This is a genomic window from Kosakonia sp. AG348 (genome assembly GCF_003337365.1).
Lineage (GTDB): Bacteria > Pseudomonadota > Gammaproteobacteria > Enterobacterales > Enterobacteriaceae > Kosakonia.
Genome location: NZ_QPJR01000010.1, coordinates 106,743 through 121,522 on the forward strand (window position 1 = coordinate 106,743; position 14,780 = coordinate 121,522).

The window sequence follows — 14,780 nt, forward strand, 5'->3', positions numbered from 1 at the left end:
ACTCAATTCCCAAACATCAGTGCGGTGAGCACAAAATCAAGACCGAGTACGGCCAGCGAGGAGTGCACAACGGTACGTGTTGTCGCCCGGCTAATCCCGGCGGAAGTCGGGATTGCATCGTAACCGTTGAACAGCGCAATCCAGGTTACGGTGATGGCAAACACCACGCTTTTAATCAGACAGTTAACCAGATCCATCCGCCATTCGACGGCGTTTTGCATCGCGGTCCAGAAAAAGCCCGTATCGATACCTTTCCAGTTAACGCCAACCAGCGAACCGCCCCAAATACCGACAGCGACAAAGATAATGGTCAACAGCGGTAGCGAGATGACTCCCGCCCAAAATCGCGGCGAAATGACGCGCCGCAGCGGATCAACCGCCATCATTTCGAGACTGGAAAGCTGCTCGGTCGCGCGCATCAAGCCAATCTCAGCCGTCAACGCAGAGCCCGCACGGCCAGCGAATAACAGCGCGGCGACAACCGGCCCCAACTCACGCAGCAGCGACAGCGCCACCAGCATGCCAAGACTGGTTTCGGCGCTGTAGGTGGTCAATACCAGGTATCCCTGCAGACCGAGCACCATGCCGATAAACACGCCGGAAACAATAATAATGAGCATCGACAGTACGCCGACATTATAGAGCTGGCGAACCAGCAGCGGCGCATGTTTGCGGAATTCGGGTTTACCCACCACCGCATTAAAAAGCATCAAACCGGCGCGCCCGAACGTTGCGATCGTTTTGATCCCGCGGTGCCCAAGCGATGCCAGTGTATTTAGCAGCATGAGCGTCTTAACTCCCTGTTTCTAATAAATCGGTCTGATAATCACCCGCAGGGTAGCGGAACGGAACCGGGCCATCGGCAATACCATCCAGGAACTGACGCACGCGCGGATCGCTGTTCTCTTGCAGCCCTTGCGCACTTCCGTGGGCGACAATTTTCCTGTCAGCCACAATATAGGCGTAATCAGCAATACTCAGCACTTCAGGAACATCGTGGGAAACAACAATACAGGTGACGCCCAGCGCGCTATTCAGCTCGGAGATCAACTTCACCAGCACGCCCATCGTAATAGGGTCCTGACCCACAAAGGGTTCATCAAACATGATCAGGTCCGGCTCCAGCGCAATCGCGCGCGCCAGCGCGGCGCGGCGCGCCATACCGCCTGAGAGTTCTGATGGCATTAAGTCCGCCGCACCGCGCAGCCCTACTGCTTCCAGCTTCATTATCACCGTGCTTCGCAGCAACGGCTCGGGCAGCAGAGTGTGCTCCCGCAAAGGATAGGCAACGTTGTCAAAAACGTTCATATCGGTAAACAACGCGCCAGACTGAAACAGCATGCTCATTCTTTTGCGCACGGTGAACAGACGCGAACGGGTCATCTCTGGCACGTTTTCGCCATCGAATAAAATCTCACCGCTGTCAGGCGGAATTTGCCCACCGATCAGACGCAAGAGCGTCGTTTTGCCGATCCCTGAAGGTCCCATAATGGCGGTGATCTTACCGCGCGGTACCGTCAGTGAAATATTGTCAAAGATTGGGCGGCTGCCGCGGGAGAAGCTGACGCCACGAACATCGACCAAATTCGCCACAGTCTGGCTCATTTCCTCTTCCTTATAAGCCTCGTCGGCCACAAGCATGACGCTTGATAACATCACGAACCCAACATTTTTACAGAATATTACCTGCTGAGGTTAGCGAAAGCTGGCATTTGTTTTACTTTTGAGCCGCATAAAGTCAAAATTAGGAATCATTACGCTACGCGGAACACCCGGTTTTACCCGACATGGCAGCCTGCGAGCCGGCGGATTATACCTGAAGAAAGGACGTTAGATGCTTTTAGCGACGGCGCTATTGTTAATTGGTTTACTCTTAGTGGTCTACAGTGCCGATCGTCTGGTGTTCGCTGCTTCGATCCTTTGCCGCACATTCGGCGTACCGCCTTTAATCATCGGCATGACCGTTGTAAGCATCGGTACCTCGCTGCCCGAGATAATCACCTCCGTCGCCGCATCGCTGCATGGTCAGTTGGATCTGGCTATCGGCACCGCGATCGGCTCTAACATCACGAATATCTTGTTGATCCTCGGCGTCGCCGCGCTTTTACACCCTTTTACCGTACATTCCGATATTCTGCGCCGCGAATTACCGTTAACCTTGGTAGCCAGTCTGCTGGCGGGCGTGGTGTTGTACAATGGGCACCTCAGCCGCTTTGACGGCATTATTTTACTGTTATTAGCCGTGCTATGGCTGGTGTTCATTGTTAAAATTGCCCGCCTGGCCGAGCGCCAGGGCAACGACAGTCTCACCCGAGAGCAGTTGGCGGAGCTACCGCGAGACGGCAGCCTTTCAGTCGCGTTCCTCTGGCTGGGCGTAGCGTTAATTATCATGCCGATGGCAACACGTATGGTGGTGGATAACGCAACCGTGGTAGCGAACTACTTTGCTATAAGCGAGCTGACTATTGGCCTGACGGTTATTGCTATTGGTACTGGCCTGCCTGAACTGGCGACAGCGATTGCTGGGGCGCGCAAAGGCGAAGACGATATCGCCATTGGCAATATTATTGGTTCAAACATTTTTAACATTGCTATCGTGCTGGGTTTGCCCGCGTTGATTGCGCCGGGCGACTTTAACCCGATGGCCTTTACACGTGATTATGGCGTGATGTTGCTGGTCAGTGCCCTTTTTGCCCTGATTTGCTGGCGACGTAAGCAAATCAGCAGAGGCGTCGGCGCACTGTTGTTCGGCGGGTTTATCGTATGGCTGGCGCTGCTCTACTGGCTGTCGCCGCTTTTGACTGGATAATCGGATACGCATTATGTCGCAAATAGATTTGCAGCCGGGTTTTGACTTTCAACAAGCAGGTAAAGAAGTCCTGGAAATTGAACGTGAAGGCCTCGCAGAGCTGGATCAATACATCAACGCCGACTTCACGCAGGCGTGCGAAAAAATGTTCTATTGCGCCGGAAAAGTGGTGGTAATGGGAATGGGCAAATCCGGCCATATCGGTAGAAAAATGGCGGCCACATTTGCCAGCACCGGAACCCCCTCTTTCTTTGTGCATCCGGGCGAAGCGGCCCATGGCGATCTGGGAATGGTCAGCCCGCAAGACGTGGTTATTGCGCTGTCAAACTCAGGAGAGTCAAACGAGATCCTCGCCTTGATCCCGGTGCTGAAGCGATTAAAAGTATCGCTGATTTGCATGACCAGCCGACCCGAAAGCAGCATGGCGCGCGCCGCAGATATTCATTTATGCGTGAAGGTTCCGAAAGAAGCCTGCCCATTGGGTCTGGCACCCACGTCCAGCACCACGGCGGCGCTGGTAATGGGTGACGCGCTGGCGGTCGCGTTGCTGAAAGCGCGCGGTTTTACGGCGGAAGATTTCGCCTTATCGCATCCCGGCGGCGCACTGGGTCGCAAACTGTTGCTGCGCGTCAATGACATCATGCACACCGGTGACGAAATCCCCCATGTCAGCAAAAACGCCAGCCTGCGCGATGCACTGCTTGAGATCACGCGTAAAAACCTGGGCATGACGGTTATCTGCGATGATTTGATGAAAATTGAAGGCATCTTTACCGACGGCGATTTACGCCGCGTGTTCGATATGGGCGGCGATGTTCGCAGCATGGGCATTGCCGACGTCATGACACCCGGCGGTGTTCGGGTACGTCCCAACACGCTGGCAGTGGATGCGCTGAATCTGATGCAATCCCGGCACATTACCTCCGTGTTGGTGGCCGATGGCGACCAGTTGCTGGGTGTGTTACATATGCACGATTTACTGCGCGCTGGCGTAGTGTAAAGAAGGACATAAGAATGAGTAATGCTGGCGCGTCGCTTGCGACCTGTTATGGGCCGGTAAGCACGCAAGTTATGGCGAAAGCGGAAAAAATACGCCTGTTGATTCTGGATGTAGACGGCGTGTTATCCGATGGGCTCATCTATATGGGCAATAACGGAGAAGAGCTGAAAGCATTTAATGTGCGCGATGGCTACGGGATCCGTTGTGCGCTCACTTCCGACATTGAGGTTGCCATAATTACCGGGCGAAAAGCTAAACTAGTGGAAGATCGCTGCGAAACGCTAAAGATTAAGCACTTGTATCAAGGTCAGTCGGATAAACTGCTCGCTTACCGCGAGCTACTGGCAAAGCTGTCGCTTACCCCAGAGCAGGTTGCTTATGTGGGTGATGATCTGATCGACTGGCCAGTGATGGCGGAAATTGGTCTGAGCGTTGCCGTTGCCGATGCTCATCCGCTGCTGCTTTCGCGCGTGGATTACGTTACGCGCATTAATGGCGGCCGGGGCGCAGTTCGTGAAGTCTGTGATTTGTTGTTGCTGGCGCAGGGCAAGCTGGATGAGGCCAAAGGGCAATCGATATGAGTAAAACCAGACGTTGGGTCATCATTCTGCTGGCGCTGGCCGCACTGGTCCTGATTGGGATCAACCTGACTGCTCAGGATGATGCGAATCCGGTCGCCACCAACAATGCCGACCCGACTTACAAAAGCCAACATACAGATACGGTGGTTTATAGCCCGGAAGGGGCGCTTAACTACCGGCTTATCGCGCAGAACGTGGAATACTTTTCTGCTGAAGGTGTGAGTTGGTTCGCGCAGCCCGTACTGACAACATTCGACGAGAATAAGATTCCAACCTGGTCGATAAAGTCAGACAAAGCGAAGCTGACCGATGACAAAATGCTTTATCTTTATGGACATGTTGAAGTCAATGCGCTGACGGCGGACGCCCAGCTGCGAAAAATCACCACGGATAACGCCCAGATTAATCTGGTAACGCAGGATGTTACCTCGAATGATCAGGTCACGTTGTACGGTACAACATTTAATTCCACCGGCCTGAAAATGCGCGGCAATTTACGCAGCAAAAACGCCGAGCTGATTGAAAAGGTTAGAAGCTCCTATGAAATTCAAAACAAACAAACGCAGCCTTAATCTTGTATTGGCCACCACGCTTTTGGCCGCCGCGCTTCCGGCGCTCGCCGTGACCGGGGATACCGATCAACCTATCCATATCGACTCCGATCAGCAGTCGCTGGATATGCAGGGTAATGTCGTGACTTTCACCGGCAACGTCGTGGTAACCCAGGGGACGATTAAAATTAATGCCGACAAAGTGGTCGTTACCCGTCCGGGTGGTCAGCAAGGTAAAGAGATCATTGACGGTTACGGCAACCCGGCGACGTTTTACCAAATGCAGGACAATGGCAAACCCGTTAAGGGCCACTCCTCGCAGATGCATTACGAACTGGAAAAAGATTTCGTTGTGCTGACCGGTAACGCCTATCTGGAACAGCTGGATAGCAATATCACCGGTGACAAAATCACCTATCTGGTGAAAGAGCAGAAAATGCAGGCGTTCAGCGACAAAGGCAAACGCGTCACCACCGTTCTGGTTCCGTCGCAATTACAGGATAAGAGCAACAAACAAACCCCGGCTCCGGCGCAAAAAAAGAGTAACTAATTCGTTATGGCAACATTAACTGCAAAGAATCTCGCCAAGGCTTATAAAGGCCGCCGCGTAGTTGAGGATGTCAGTCTGACCGTCAACTCTGGCGAAATCGTCGGGCTGCTTGGCCCTAACGGCGCAGGGAAAACCACCACCTTTTATATGGTGGTGGGCATTGTGTCGCGTGACGCGGGTAACATCATTATTGATGATGAAGATATCAGTCTGCTGCCGCTGCATGCGCGTGCGCGCCGCGGTATTGGTTACCTGCCGCAGGAAGCCTCGATTTTTCGCCGCCTGAGCGTCTACGACAACCTGATGGCCGTCCTGCAAATCCGCGATGACCTGACCTCAGAGCAACGCGAAGATCGCGCCAATGAGTTGATGGAAGAGTTTCACATTGAACATCTGCGCGACAACATGGGTCAATCGCTCTCAGGTGGTGAACGTCGCCGTGTGGAAATTGCCCGCGCGCTGGCGGCGAATCCGAAATTTATCCTGCTGGATGAACCGTTTGCCGGCGTTGACCCAATCTCGGTTATCGATATTAAACGTATTATTGAGCACCTGCGTGACAGCGGCCTGGGCGTGCTGATTACTGACCACAATGTTCGTGAAACGCTGGCTGTGTGTGAGCGTGCTTATATCGTCAGTCAGGGGCATCTCATTGCGCATGGAACACCGCAGCAAATCCTTGAAGACGAACACGTTAAGCGCGTGTATCTTGGGGAAGACTTCAGACTCTGATAGGGTAGGGTTTATTGACGTTTTTTGTCGGAGAGTGCTGCTCTGAATATGAAGCAAGGTTTGCAACTAAGGCTCAGCCAACAGCTAGCCATGACGCCACAACTGCAACAGGCCATCCGTCTGCTGCAGTTGTCCACGTTGGAACTTCAGCAGGAACTTCAGCAAGCGCTGGAGAGTAACCCATTGCTGGAACAAACTGACCTTCATGAGGAAGTCGATAGCCAGCAGGTTCAGGAAAATGACGGTCTGGATACCGTTGACGCTCTCGAACAAAAAGAGATGCCGGATGAGCTGCCGCTGGATGCCAGCTGGGATGAAATTTACACCGCAGGTACCCCTTCCGGCAGTAGCCACGACTACATCGACGACGAATTGCCTATCTATCAGGGCGAAACCACGCAGTCATTGCAGGATTATCTGATGTGGCAGGTAGGGCTGACCCCCTTCTCTGACACCGATCGTGCTATCGCAACCTCCATTGTTGATGCCGTTGACGAAACAGGTTATCTCACCGTTTCGCTGGAAGAAGTGCTGGAGAGCATGGGCAATGATGACGTGGGGCTTGATGAGGTCGAGGCGGTACTTAAACGCATTCAGCGCTTCGATCCCGTTGGCGTTGCCGCGCGGGATCTGCGCGATTGCCTGCTGATCCAGCTCTCGCAATTCACCAAAGAGACACCGTGGTGCGAAGAAGCCCGGCTTATCATTAGCGATCATCTGGATCTGCTCGCCAACCACGATTTCCGTACCCTGATGCGCGTGACGCGGCTGAAAGAAGAGGTGCTGAAAGAGGCGGTAAATCTGATCCAGTCTCTGGATCCGCGCCCTGGTCAGTCGATCCAGACCAGCGAGCCGGAATATGTGATTCCGGATGTTCTGGTACGTAAACATAACGGTCGCTGGACGGTGGAGCTGAACTCCGACAGCATTCCACGTCTGCAAATCAACCAGCATTATGCCTCGATGGGCGGCGGCGCACGTAACGATGCCGATAACCAGTTCATCCGCAGCAATTTGCAGGAAGCAAAGTGGTTGATCAAAAGCCTCGAGAGCCGCAACGATACGCTGTTGCGCGTTAGCCGCTGCATTGTTGAGCAGCAGCAAGCCTTCTTTGAACAAGGCGAAGAATTTATGAAACCGATGGTGCTGGCCGATATCGCCCAGGCCGTCGAGATGCACGAGTCGACGATTTCTCGTGTAACGACCCAGAAGTACCTGCACAGTCCTCGCGGCATTTTCGAGCTGAAGTATTTCTTCTCCAGCCACGTCAATACCGAAGGTGGTGGCGAAGCCTCCTCTACCGCTATTCGCGCGCTGGTGAAGAAATTGATCGCCGCAGAAAACCCTGCAAAACCGCTGAGCGACAGTAAGCTGACGACCCTGCTTTCCGATCAGGGAATTATGGTGGCGCGGCGTACCGTTGCGAAGTATCGAGAATCTTTATCCATTCCGCCGTCGAATCAGCGTAAACAGCTGGTTTGACCCAACCGATAAGGAAGACACTATGCAGCTTAACATCACAGGACAAAACGTCGAGATCACTGATGCTCTGCGTGAATTTGTGACCAATAAATTCGCCAAGCTTGAACAGTATTTCGAAAGGATTAATCAGGTCTATATTGTGTTGAAAGTGGAGAAAGTGACTCACACCTCGGATGCGACGCTCCATGTTAATGGCGGCGAGTTGCATGCCAGCGCGGAAGGGCAGGATATGTACGCTGCTATCGACGGTTTGATAGATAAACTGGCGCGGCAGCTCACGAAGCATAAAGATAAACTGAAACAGCACTAATTGTCCGAGCGTCCGTCTGGCGCGTTGCACCCTACCGTAACCCGGTAGGGTGACTGGCTCTGGCGTCGCTCAGGTGAAATTATGATGAATAACGATTCCGCTCTTCAATTGAGCAATGTCCTTAACCAGGAATGTACCCGTAGCGGCGTTCACTGCCAGAGTAAAAAACGCGCTCTGGAAATCATCAGTGAACTGGCGGCAAAACAGTTAGGCTTACCGCCACAAGTCGTCTTTGAAGCGATCCTTACGCGCGAGAAAATGGGCAGTACCGGCATTGGAAACGGTATCGCCATTCCGCACGGTAAGCTTGAAGAAGACACGCTTCGCGCCGTTGGCGTTTTTGTGCAACTCGAAACGCCCATTGCCTTCGACGCTATCGATAATCAGCCTGTCGATCTGCTGTTTGCCCTGTTGGTGCCAGCGGATCAAACCAAAACGCATCTGCATACGCTCTCGCTGGTCGCCAAAAGGCTGGCGGACAAAACTATCTGTCGGCGCCTGCGCAGCGCGCAAAGTGATGAAGAGCTGTATCAAATCATCACGCAGACGGAAGGTGAAAGCGACGATGCGTAACGGGAAGGAAACCTTTTTATCAGTCGTACTGAGGAGAAATGGTTCATGGTCCTGATGATCGTCAGTGGTCGTTCGGGTTCAGGGAAATCCGTCGCTCTGCGCGCCCTGGAAGATATGGGTTTTTATTGCGTCGACAACCTGCCGGTCGTGCTACTGCCGGAACTGGCGCAGACGCTTGCAGAGCGTCAGACTTCCGCTGCCGTCAGTATCGATGTGCGAAATATGCCGGAGTCACCGGAAGTTTTTGAACAGGCGATGAGCAATCTGCCGGATGCCTTTTCACCGCAATTATTGTTTCTCGATGCCGATCGCAACACGCTGATCCGCCGTTACAGTGATACGCGTCGTCTGCATCCGCTTTCCAGCAAAAATCTGTCGCTTGAAAGCGCGATTGACGAAGAGAGCAACTTACTGGAACCACTGCGTTCACGAGCGGATCTGATTGTCGACACCTCGGAAATGTCGGTGCATGAGCTGGCAGAAATGCTGCGTACGCGCCTGTTAGGTAAGCGTGAACGCGAGCTGACCATGGTTTTTGAATCCTTCGGTTTCAAGCATGGTATTCCTATCGATGCGGATTACGTGTTTGACGTGCGTTTCCTGCCGAACCCGCACTGGGATCCTAAATTGCGCCCGATGACTGGTCTCGACAAACCCGTCGCGGCGTTCCTCGACAGACATACGGAAGTGCACAATTTTATCTACCAGACGCGCAGTTATCTTGAGTTGTGGCTACCGATGCTGGAGACCAACAACCGTAGTTATCTGACCGTGGCCATCGGTTGTACCGGTGGTAAACACCGCTCCGTCTATGTCGCCGAACAACTGGCGGATTATTTCCGCTCGCGCGGTAAGAACGTTCAATCCCGTCACCGTACGCTGGAAAAACGCAAAACATGACCGTAAAACAAACCGTTGAGATCACCAATAAGCTGGGAATGCATGCGCGCCCGGCCATGAAACTGTTTGAACTGGTACAGGGCTTCGATGCGGAAGTGCTGCTGCGCAATGATGAAGGCACCGAAGCAGAAGCCAGCAGCGTGATTGCGCTGCTGATGCTGGATTCTGCGAAAGGCCGGCAAATTGAAGTGGAGGCCAGCGGCCCGCAGGAAGAAGAAGCGCTGGCGGCGGTGATTGCGCTGTTTAACGCCGGGTTTGATGAAGATTAATTCAGTACAGCTTATTGCGCTCCAGGAACGCTTCCCCGCCTAACTGCCGCATCTGGCGCAGGATCCATGCCTGACGACTGCGTACATAGCCAGATGGCGCGGCGGCCTGAAAACGGATCGGGTTTGGCAATACGGCGGCCAGTAGCGCCGCTTCTGACATACTTAAGCGGCTCGCCGGTTTATGGAAATAGCGCTGTGATGCTTCCTCGACGCCAAATACGCCGTCCCCGAACTCAGCGATATTAAGGTAAACGGTCAGGATCCGCCGTTTGGTCCACACCGCTTCCATCCCAAGCGTCAGGCCTGCTTCCAGCCCTTTACGCACCCAGCTTTTTCCATCCCATAGCAGCAGATTTTTTACCGTCTGCTGTGAGATCGTCGAGGCACCACGAATACGGTTCTCATGGCGCTCGTTATGCGAGAGCGCTTTCTCAATGGCGCTAAAATCCAGCCCCCAGTGTTCTGGAAAACGCTGATCTTCAGCGGCCACCACCGCCAGCGCCATCCACGGCGAAATATCATCCATACCGACCCAGTCGGAATGCGCGACATAGCCAAAGTCGCCGCTAAACCACGCGCCCAGCTGGCGTTCCACCATCACGGCGGAAAAAGGTACCGGCAGGAAACTGAACAGCACAATGCCCCCCCCCCAGAAGAGTGCCAGCACGCATAAAACCCGCAGAGCAATGCGCTTTAAGGTGGCTTTCAGCGGGCTGCGAAACCACTTCCTCATTCGGTCAGTACCAGTACGCGCGCCACCAGCTTTTCGATACCGGAAGCGGCCTGCGCGATGTCCTCTGCCAGCATATACGCCGGCGTCGTCACCACTTTGTTCTCTTCATCCACGACAATATCGTCGACCGGGCAAGGCACATGCCCGGCCCCCATCTCTTCCAGCACTTCTGCGGTATCAATATCCGTGCCGATCGTCAGACGTAGGGGAAAATCGAAGATTTTCGGCAACATTGCCGGTGCGATGCACATAAAACCGAGCGGTTTACCTGCTTCGTGCATCTCCAGCGCCAGCGTTTTAAGGCTGCTGTCAACGGTGCATTCACTGCCGAGGCTGGCAAAATTACTGAGGTTTTTCGCTGCGCCAAAACCACCCGGGACAATCAGCGCATCCAGATCATTTGCAGATGCCTGCGATAACGGCTGGACATTGCCACGGGCGATACGGGCGGATTCAATCAGTACATTACGGCGCTCAGCCAGCGTCTCACCCGTGAGATGGTTTACCACATCGCTTTGCCATTTATCGGGAGCGAAACAGACCGCCTGCGCACCATGACGGGCAATGGCTAACAGCGTAATCACCGCCTCATGAATCTCAGAACCGTCATACACACCTGCGCCGCTGAGAATCACACCGATTTTTTTCATTTTGCTCATCCTTTATGCAACGTACTGACGATAATTAAAAATTTTGATAAGGGAGCCTTGCTTCACACATTTCACTGATTGATGTAACAAATCATTTAAGATTTGCTATCTTATGTGCGTGTGGTCGAATTTTTTCAGGCTACGCCCTTGCAAAAAATATAATTTATTACGGCGCAGCCACGATTTCCCTGGTGTTGGCGCAGTATTCGCGCACCCCGGTTAATCCGGGGTCATTTTTTTCCAGCGTCCGCCACCCAGGCTTTTAACACCGCCACATCATTGCGCCACTCCTGCTTCATCTCTTCCACCCAGTCGCCAACATTGTCCCACCAGGCAGGAAGATCGGGAGACTGAATCTGCTGGCCAAGCTGTTGCAGATGGCGCAGCCCGACAGAACCTGCGGCGCCTTTAATTTTATGGCCCTCTTCCACAATCCCTTTTTGGTCGCGCGCGGTCAGGTTTGACTCGAGCACGCTCAAATAACCCGGCATCATTTTTTCAAACACATCCAGCCCGTCGGTAATCAATTTCGGCCCGACCAGCTCGATATACTGCTCAAGCATGGCGGTATCAAGCAGCGTTTGTACTTTACTGTTGTCCATGGTTGTCACAGGTTCCTCCTCACTTTCACTCGCATCCCAGAACTTTTTAATCATGGCAGTTAATGCCGGGACTGCCAGCGGTTTGCTTAATACATCATCCATGCCCGCATCGAGGTATTCCTGTTTGTCTTTCAGCACGTTGGCGGTAAGCGCCACCAGCGGCGGTAAATCCTCACGCGCGTAACGGCGGGTCAACTCTCGCGAAATATCCAGCCCGGTCATATCCGGCAACTGAATGTCCAGCAACACCAAATCGTATTCACCCGGCGTGAACATCTCCAGCGCGGCAGTACCGGTCATGGCGACATCCACGCTGCTGCCCAGTTTTTCCAGCACCGAGCGTGCGACGATCACGTTCAGCTCGATATCTTCTACCAGCAGTACATGTAACGCCGGAAGCGGCATGTCATCATCTTCAAACGCGTCTTCAACTTCTTCCGCTACCGCCGGAGCGTGAATGGTCAAGGTAAATATCGAACCCGCCCCTGGCTCACTGCTGACGGTTATGTCGCCGCCCATGTTCTTCGCCAGACGGCGCGAAACGGCCAGACCTATACCGGTTCCCGTCGCCGGTTTACCGCCGTGGCTGTCTTTCACCTGGTAATACATGGCGAAAATTTTATCCTGCTCATCGCGGGGAATACCGATCCCGGAATCCTGCACTTCAAAGTGCAGCATATCGCCTTCGTCATAACGCACACGCACCACGACCTGCCCTTCACGGGTAAATTTAACGGCGTTGCTGATAAGGTTCCAAAGGATCTGGCGCAAACGCGTCCCGTCCGTAACCACCTGATGTGGCAGCGGTAACGTTGGATCAAGAACAAAGCGTAACCCTTTCTGGTGCGCCTGCAGAGCCGAGAGGTTTTCCAGATCCGCCAGGAAGCTGGTGAAATCAAGCGGTTGGTTATCCAGCTGGACTTTACGCCGCTCCATCTTATCCATGTCGATAATATCGTTGAAAATATTGCCGAGCGTTACGGCGGAAACATGGATCGTCTTCAGGTATTTTTCCTGCTCTTGCGTTAAATCGGTATCCAGCAGAATACGGCTTAACCCAACAATGCCATTCAGCGGCGTACGCAACTCGTGGCTGATGGTGGAAATAAAGGTGGTCTTATCCCGGCTGGCGCGCTCAAGCGCGTCCTGGTAGCGTTTACGCTCAGTGATATCGCGACCAAAGCCCATCAGCCCGTGGCGTTTACCGACGCGATCGTAATAAGGGACTTTGCGGATCTCGAAACAGGCTTTGCGGCCGTCCGGGTAATCCAGCCACTGTTCGTAGGTTAAAGAGACGTTGTGACGGAAAACTTTTTCATCGGTCTCAATCACTTTTTCCGCTGCTTCCGGTGAATAGACATCCTGCGGCTTGAGGTGAATAAGCTGCTTCTCGCTCTTACCGGTCAGCAACTCCATCGCCCGGTTACAGCCGGAGAATTCTTTATCTTCGTTGCGATAGAACACCAGATCCGGCGAAGCGTCGAGGAAGGAACGCAGAAAAGAGGATTGCTGCTCAAGCTGGATTTGCGTCTGCTCGCGCTCCTGCATCTCTATTTTTAGCTGTTCAAAGGTTTCCTGGCGCTCGGCTTCCGCTTTCTCACGGTCGCTGATCTCCTGGTTAAGCTTGGCAATATTGTCTTTCAACTGCACATTGAGTTTCAGGTCGCGATCGCGCATCTCTTCCAGTTTTTCGACCAGCCGCGATAACCGCTGGCGCGACTCTTCGAGCTGCTCAACCACCACCGACAGGAAATAAACCGCCCATGGCGTGATCAGCAAGCCAAAAAAGATGGAGCGGATAACATCAATGCTTTCCACTTTCCCCTGCAACACCATGGTAACGGCCATCTGCACCACGATTGCCAGCACCACTAGCGCCAAAGCAAGCAGCATGGAAAAACGCACCAGACCCAGCTTCATCATCAGGTCGACGTAATATTGCGCCAGTAAACGGATTTGCTTCATAGAGATTTCCTCGAACAATTCCGCTCAATAATACTCAATTCTGAGCAACGCGTTGAAGCTTGTGCAAAAAATGCAGGGGTGATTAGCGTTTCGTGATGAGATCAGACGGGTAATTGCCAGCAACGCCCCAGCGCAGAACCTTGCCCGCCCTGCTCTTTCAGGTAGCGATCCAGCTCGACCATTCCCGTCCAGCGGTTTTCACACCACAGCGGGGCAAGCAGCGTCGGGCGGCGTGCGCTGGCGGAGACACGGTGAAAAATCACCTCCGGCGGCGTATGGCGAATCATTTCGCCAGCGATGACGGTGTACTCTTCCAGCCCGATTCCATTCAGGCGCCCTGCTTCCCAGGCCTTCGCCATAGTGCTGCCTTTCACGATATGTAAAGGATGTAGCTTGATGCCGTCGACGCCGGTCTCTACAACGCGCTGTATCGTCTCCAGGCACTCTACGTGGCGCTCGCCGGGTAATCCGACAATAAGATGAGCGCAGACTTTCAGGCCGCGCTCACGGGCTTGCTGCGTCGTGTGTTGATAACAGGCGAAGTCGTGCCCGCGATTGATACGATGCAGCGTTTTATCATGCGCGGTCTGCAAACCCAGCTCCAGCCACACTTCATAACCCTGCTCACGGTATTCACACAGCAAATCCAGCACAGCCTCCGGTACGCAATCCGGGCGTGTTCCCACACACAAGCCAACAATATTCGCCTGACTGACTGCTTGCTGGTACATCGAGCGCAGCACCTGCACTTCTGCCCAGGTACTGGTGTACGCCTGGAAATAGGCGAGATAGCGCCGGGCGCGGTTCACCAACTGTGCCTGGTGAGCAAGTTGTGCGGCAATAGATTGATGCTGCTGCGCTTCGTCAGCAAAAGAGGCGACATTACAGAAAGTGCAACCGCCACGACCAATGGTGCCATCACGGTTAGGGCAGCTAAATCCGCCATGCAATGTCAGTTTATGGACTTTTTCGCCATAGCGGCGGGCAAGATCCCCACCAAACATATTGACTAATTTCTGTAACTGCATAATCTGAGAGGCCGCCCAAATAAAAGGGCGTAGCCTGCCACTTTT

General features: G+C 53.5%; 17 protein-coding genes. 11 read left to right on the forward strand and 6 right to left on the reverse strand.

Annotated elements, in window-relative coordinates:
* Window positions 1-2 precede the first annotated feature (2 nt).
* Complete coding sequence (gene mlaE / locus DFO56_RS20805; protein ID WP_020455439.1) at window positions 3-785, reverse strand: lipid asymmetry maintenance ABC transporter permease subunit MlaE; 783 nt, start codon at window positions 783-785, stop codon at window positions 3-5.
* Window positions 786-792: 7 nt separating this feature from the next.
* Window positions 793-1,605, reverse strand: coding sequence for a phospholipid ABC transporter ATP-binding protein MlaF (gene mlaF, locus DFO56_RS20810; RefSeq protein WP_045512668.1), 813 nt, complete (start codon window positions 1,603-1,605; stop codon window positions 793-795).
* A gap of 229 nt (window positions 1,606-1,834) precedes the next feature.
* On the opposite strand from mlaF, the gene DFO56_RS20815 reads away from it, so the two are divergent.
* The 11 genes from DFO56_RS20815 to npr all read left to right on the forward strand — a co-directional run bounded on the left by DFO56_RS20815 (window position 1,835) and on the right by npr (window position 9,757).
* Window positions 1,835-2,809, forward strand: a complete 975-nt coding sequence (locus tag DFO56_RS20815) for a calcium/sodium antiporter (RefSeq protein WP_045512671.1) — start codon at window positions 1,835-1,837, stop codon at window positions 2,807-2,809.
* Window positions 2,810-2,822: 13 nt separating this feature from the next.
* On the forward strand, window positions 2,823-3,809 hold the full coding sequence (kdsD, locus tag DFO56_RS20820; protein ID WP_045512674.1) for an arabinose-5-phosphate isomerase KdsD: 987 nt from the start codon (window positions 2,823-2,825) through the stop codon (window positions 3,807-3,809).
* A 14-nt stretch (window positions 3,810-3,823) separates the two neighbouring features.
* Window positions 3,824-4,390: a 3-deoxy-manno-octulosonate-8-phosphatase KdsC gene (gene kdsC, locus DFO56_RS20825; RefSeq protein ID WP_020455442.1), complete on the forward strand. Its 567-nt coding sequence runs from the start codon at window positions 3,824-3,826 to the stop codon at window positions 4,388-4,390.
* Window positions 4,387-4,962, forward strand: a complete 576-nt coding sequence (gene lptC / locus DFO56_RS20830; protein ID WP_045512677.1) for an LPS export ABC transporter periplasmic protein LptC — start codon at window positions 4,387-4,389, stop codon at window positions 4,960-4,962. Before kdsC ends, lptC begins: the two co-directional genes overlap by 4 nt.
* Window positions 4,931-5,491 carry a lipopolysaccharide ABC transporter substrate-binding protein LptA gene (gene lptA, locus DFO56_RS20835; protein WP_017457323.1) on the forward strand — a complete coding sequence of 187 codons (561 nt, stop codon included), beginning with the start codon at window positions 4,931-4,933 and terminating at the stop codon, window positions 5,489-5,491. Before lptC ends, lptA begins: the two co-directional genes overlap by 32 nt.
* 6 nt (window positions 5,492-5,497) lie before the next feature.
* Window positions 5,498-6,223, forward strand: coding sequence for an LPS export ABC transporter ATP-binding protein (lptB, locus tag DFO56_RS20840; protein ID WP_017457322.1), 726 nt, complete (start codon window positions 5,498-5,500; stop codon window positions 6,221-6,223).
* A gap of 48 nt (window positions 6,224-6,271) precedes the next feature.
* Window positions 6,272-7,705: an RNA polymerase factor sigma-54 gene (rpoN, locus tag DFO56_RS20845; RefSeq protein ID WP_044489499.1), complete on the forward strand. Its 1,434-nt coding sequence runs from the start codon at window positions 6,272-6,274 to the stop codon at window positions 7,703-7,705.
* Window positions 7,706-7,727: 22 nt separating this feature from the next.
* Window positions 7,728-8,015, forward strand: coding sequence for a ribosome hibernation promoting factor (gene hpf / locus DFO56_RS20850; protein ID WP_020455445.1), 288 nt, complete (start codon window positions 7,728-7,730; stop codon window positions 8,013-8,015).
* Window positions 8,016-8,096: 81 nt separating this feature from the next.
* On the forward strand, window positions 8,097-8,588 hold the full coding sequence (gene ptsN, locus DFO56_RS20855; protein WP_017457319.1) for a PTS IIA-like nitrogen regulatory protein PtsN: 492 nt from the start codon (window positions 8,097-8,099) through the stop codon (window positions 8,586-8,588).
* 45 nt (window positions 8,589-8,633) lie between these two features.
* Window positions 8,634-9,488: an RNase adapter RapZ gene (rapZ, locus tag DFO56_RS20860; protein WP_020455446.1), complete on the forward strand. Its 855-nt coding sequence runs from the start codon at window positions 8,634-8,636 to the stop codon at window positions 9,486-9,488.
* Entirely contained in the window at window positions 9,485-9,757 is a 273-nt protein-coding gene (gene npr, locus DFO56_RS20865; RefSeq protein ID WP_007369893.1) for a PTS phosphocarrier protein NPr, read from the forward strand. Before rapZ ends, npr begins: the two co-directional genes overlap by 4 nt.
* Before the next feature lies 1 nt (window position 9,758).
* Here the strand turns inward: npr and mtgA are convergent, their stop codons facing one another.
* The 4 genes from mtgA to DFO56_RS20885 all read right to left on the reverse strand — a co-directional run bounded on the left by mtgA (window position 9,759) and on the right by DFO56_RS20885 (window position 14,735).
* Window positions 9,759-10,490, reverse strand: a complete 732-nt coding sequence (gene mtgA, locus DFO56_RS20870) for a monofunctional biosynthetic peptidoglycan transglycosylase (RefSeq protein WP_045512680.1) — start codon at window positions 10,488-10,490, stop codon at window positions 9,759-9,761.
* Window positions 10,487-11,140 (reverse strand): isoprenoid biosynthesis glyoxalase ElbB, encoded by a 654-nt coding sequence (gene elbB, locus DFO56_RS20875; RefSeq protein WP_045512687.1) that lies wholly within the window; start codon window positions 11,138-11,140, stop codon window positions 10,487-10,489. The genes mtgA and elbB overlap by 4 nt, the downstream gene beginning before the upstream one ends.
* Window positions 11,141-11,370: 230 nt before the next feature.
* Window positions 11,371-13,707, reverse strand: a complete 2,337-nt coding sequence (arcB, locus tag DFO56_RS20880; protein WP_045512688.1) for an aerobic respiration two-component sensor histidine kinase ArcB — start codon at window positions 13,705-13,707, stop codon at window positions 11,371-11,373.
* Between the two features lie 101 nt (window positions 13,708-13,808).
* Window positions 13,809-14,735: a TIGR01212 family radical SAM protein gene (locus tag DFO56_RS20885; RefSeq protein WP_045512689.1), complete on the reverse strand. Its 927-nt coding sequence runs from the start codon at window positions 14,733-14,735 to the stop codon at window positions 13,809-13,811.
* Between the last annotated feature and the right edge of the window lie 45 nt (window positions 14,736-14,780).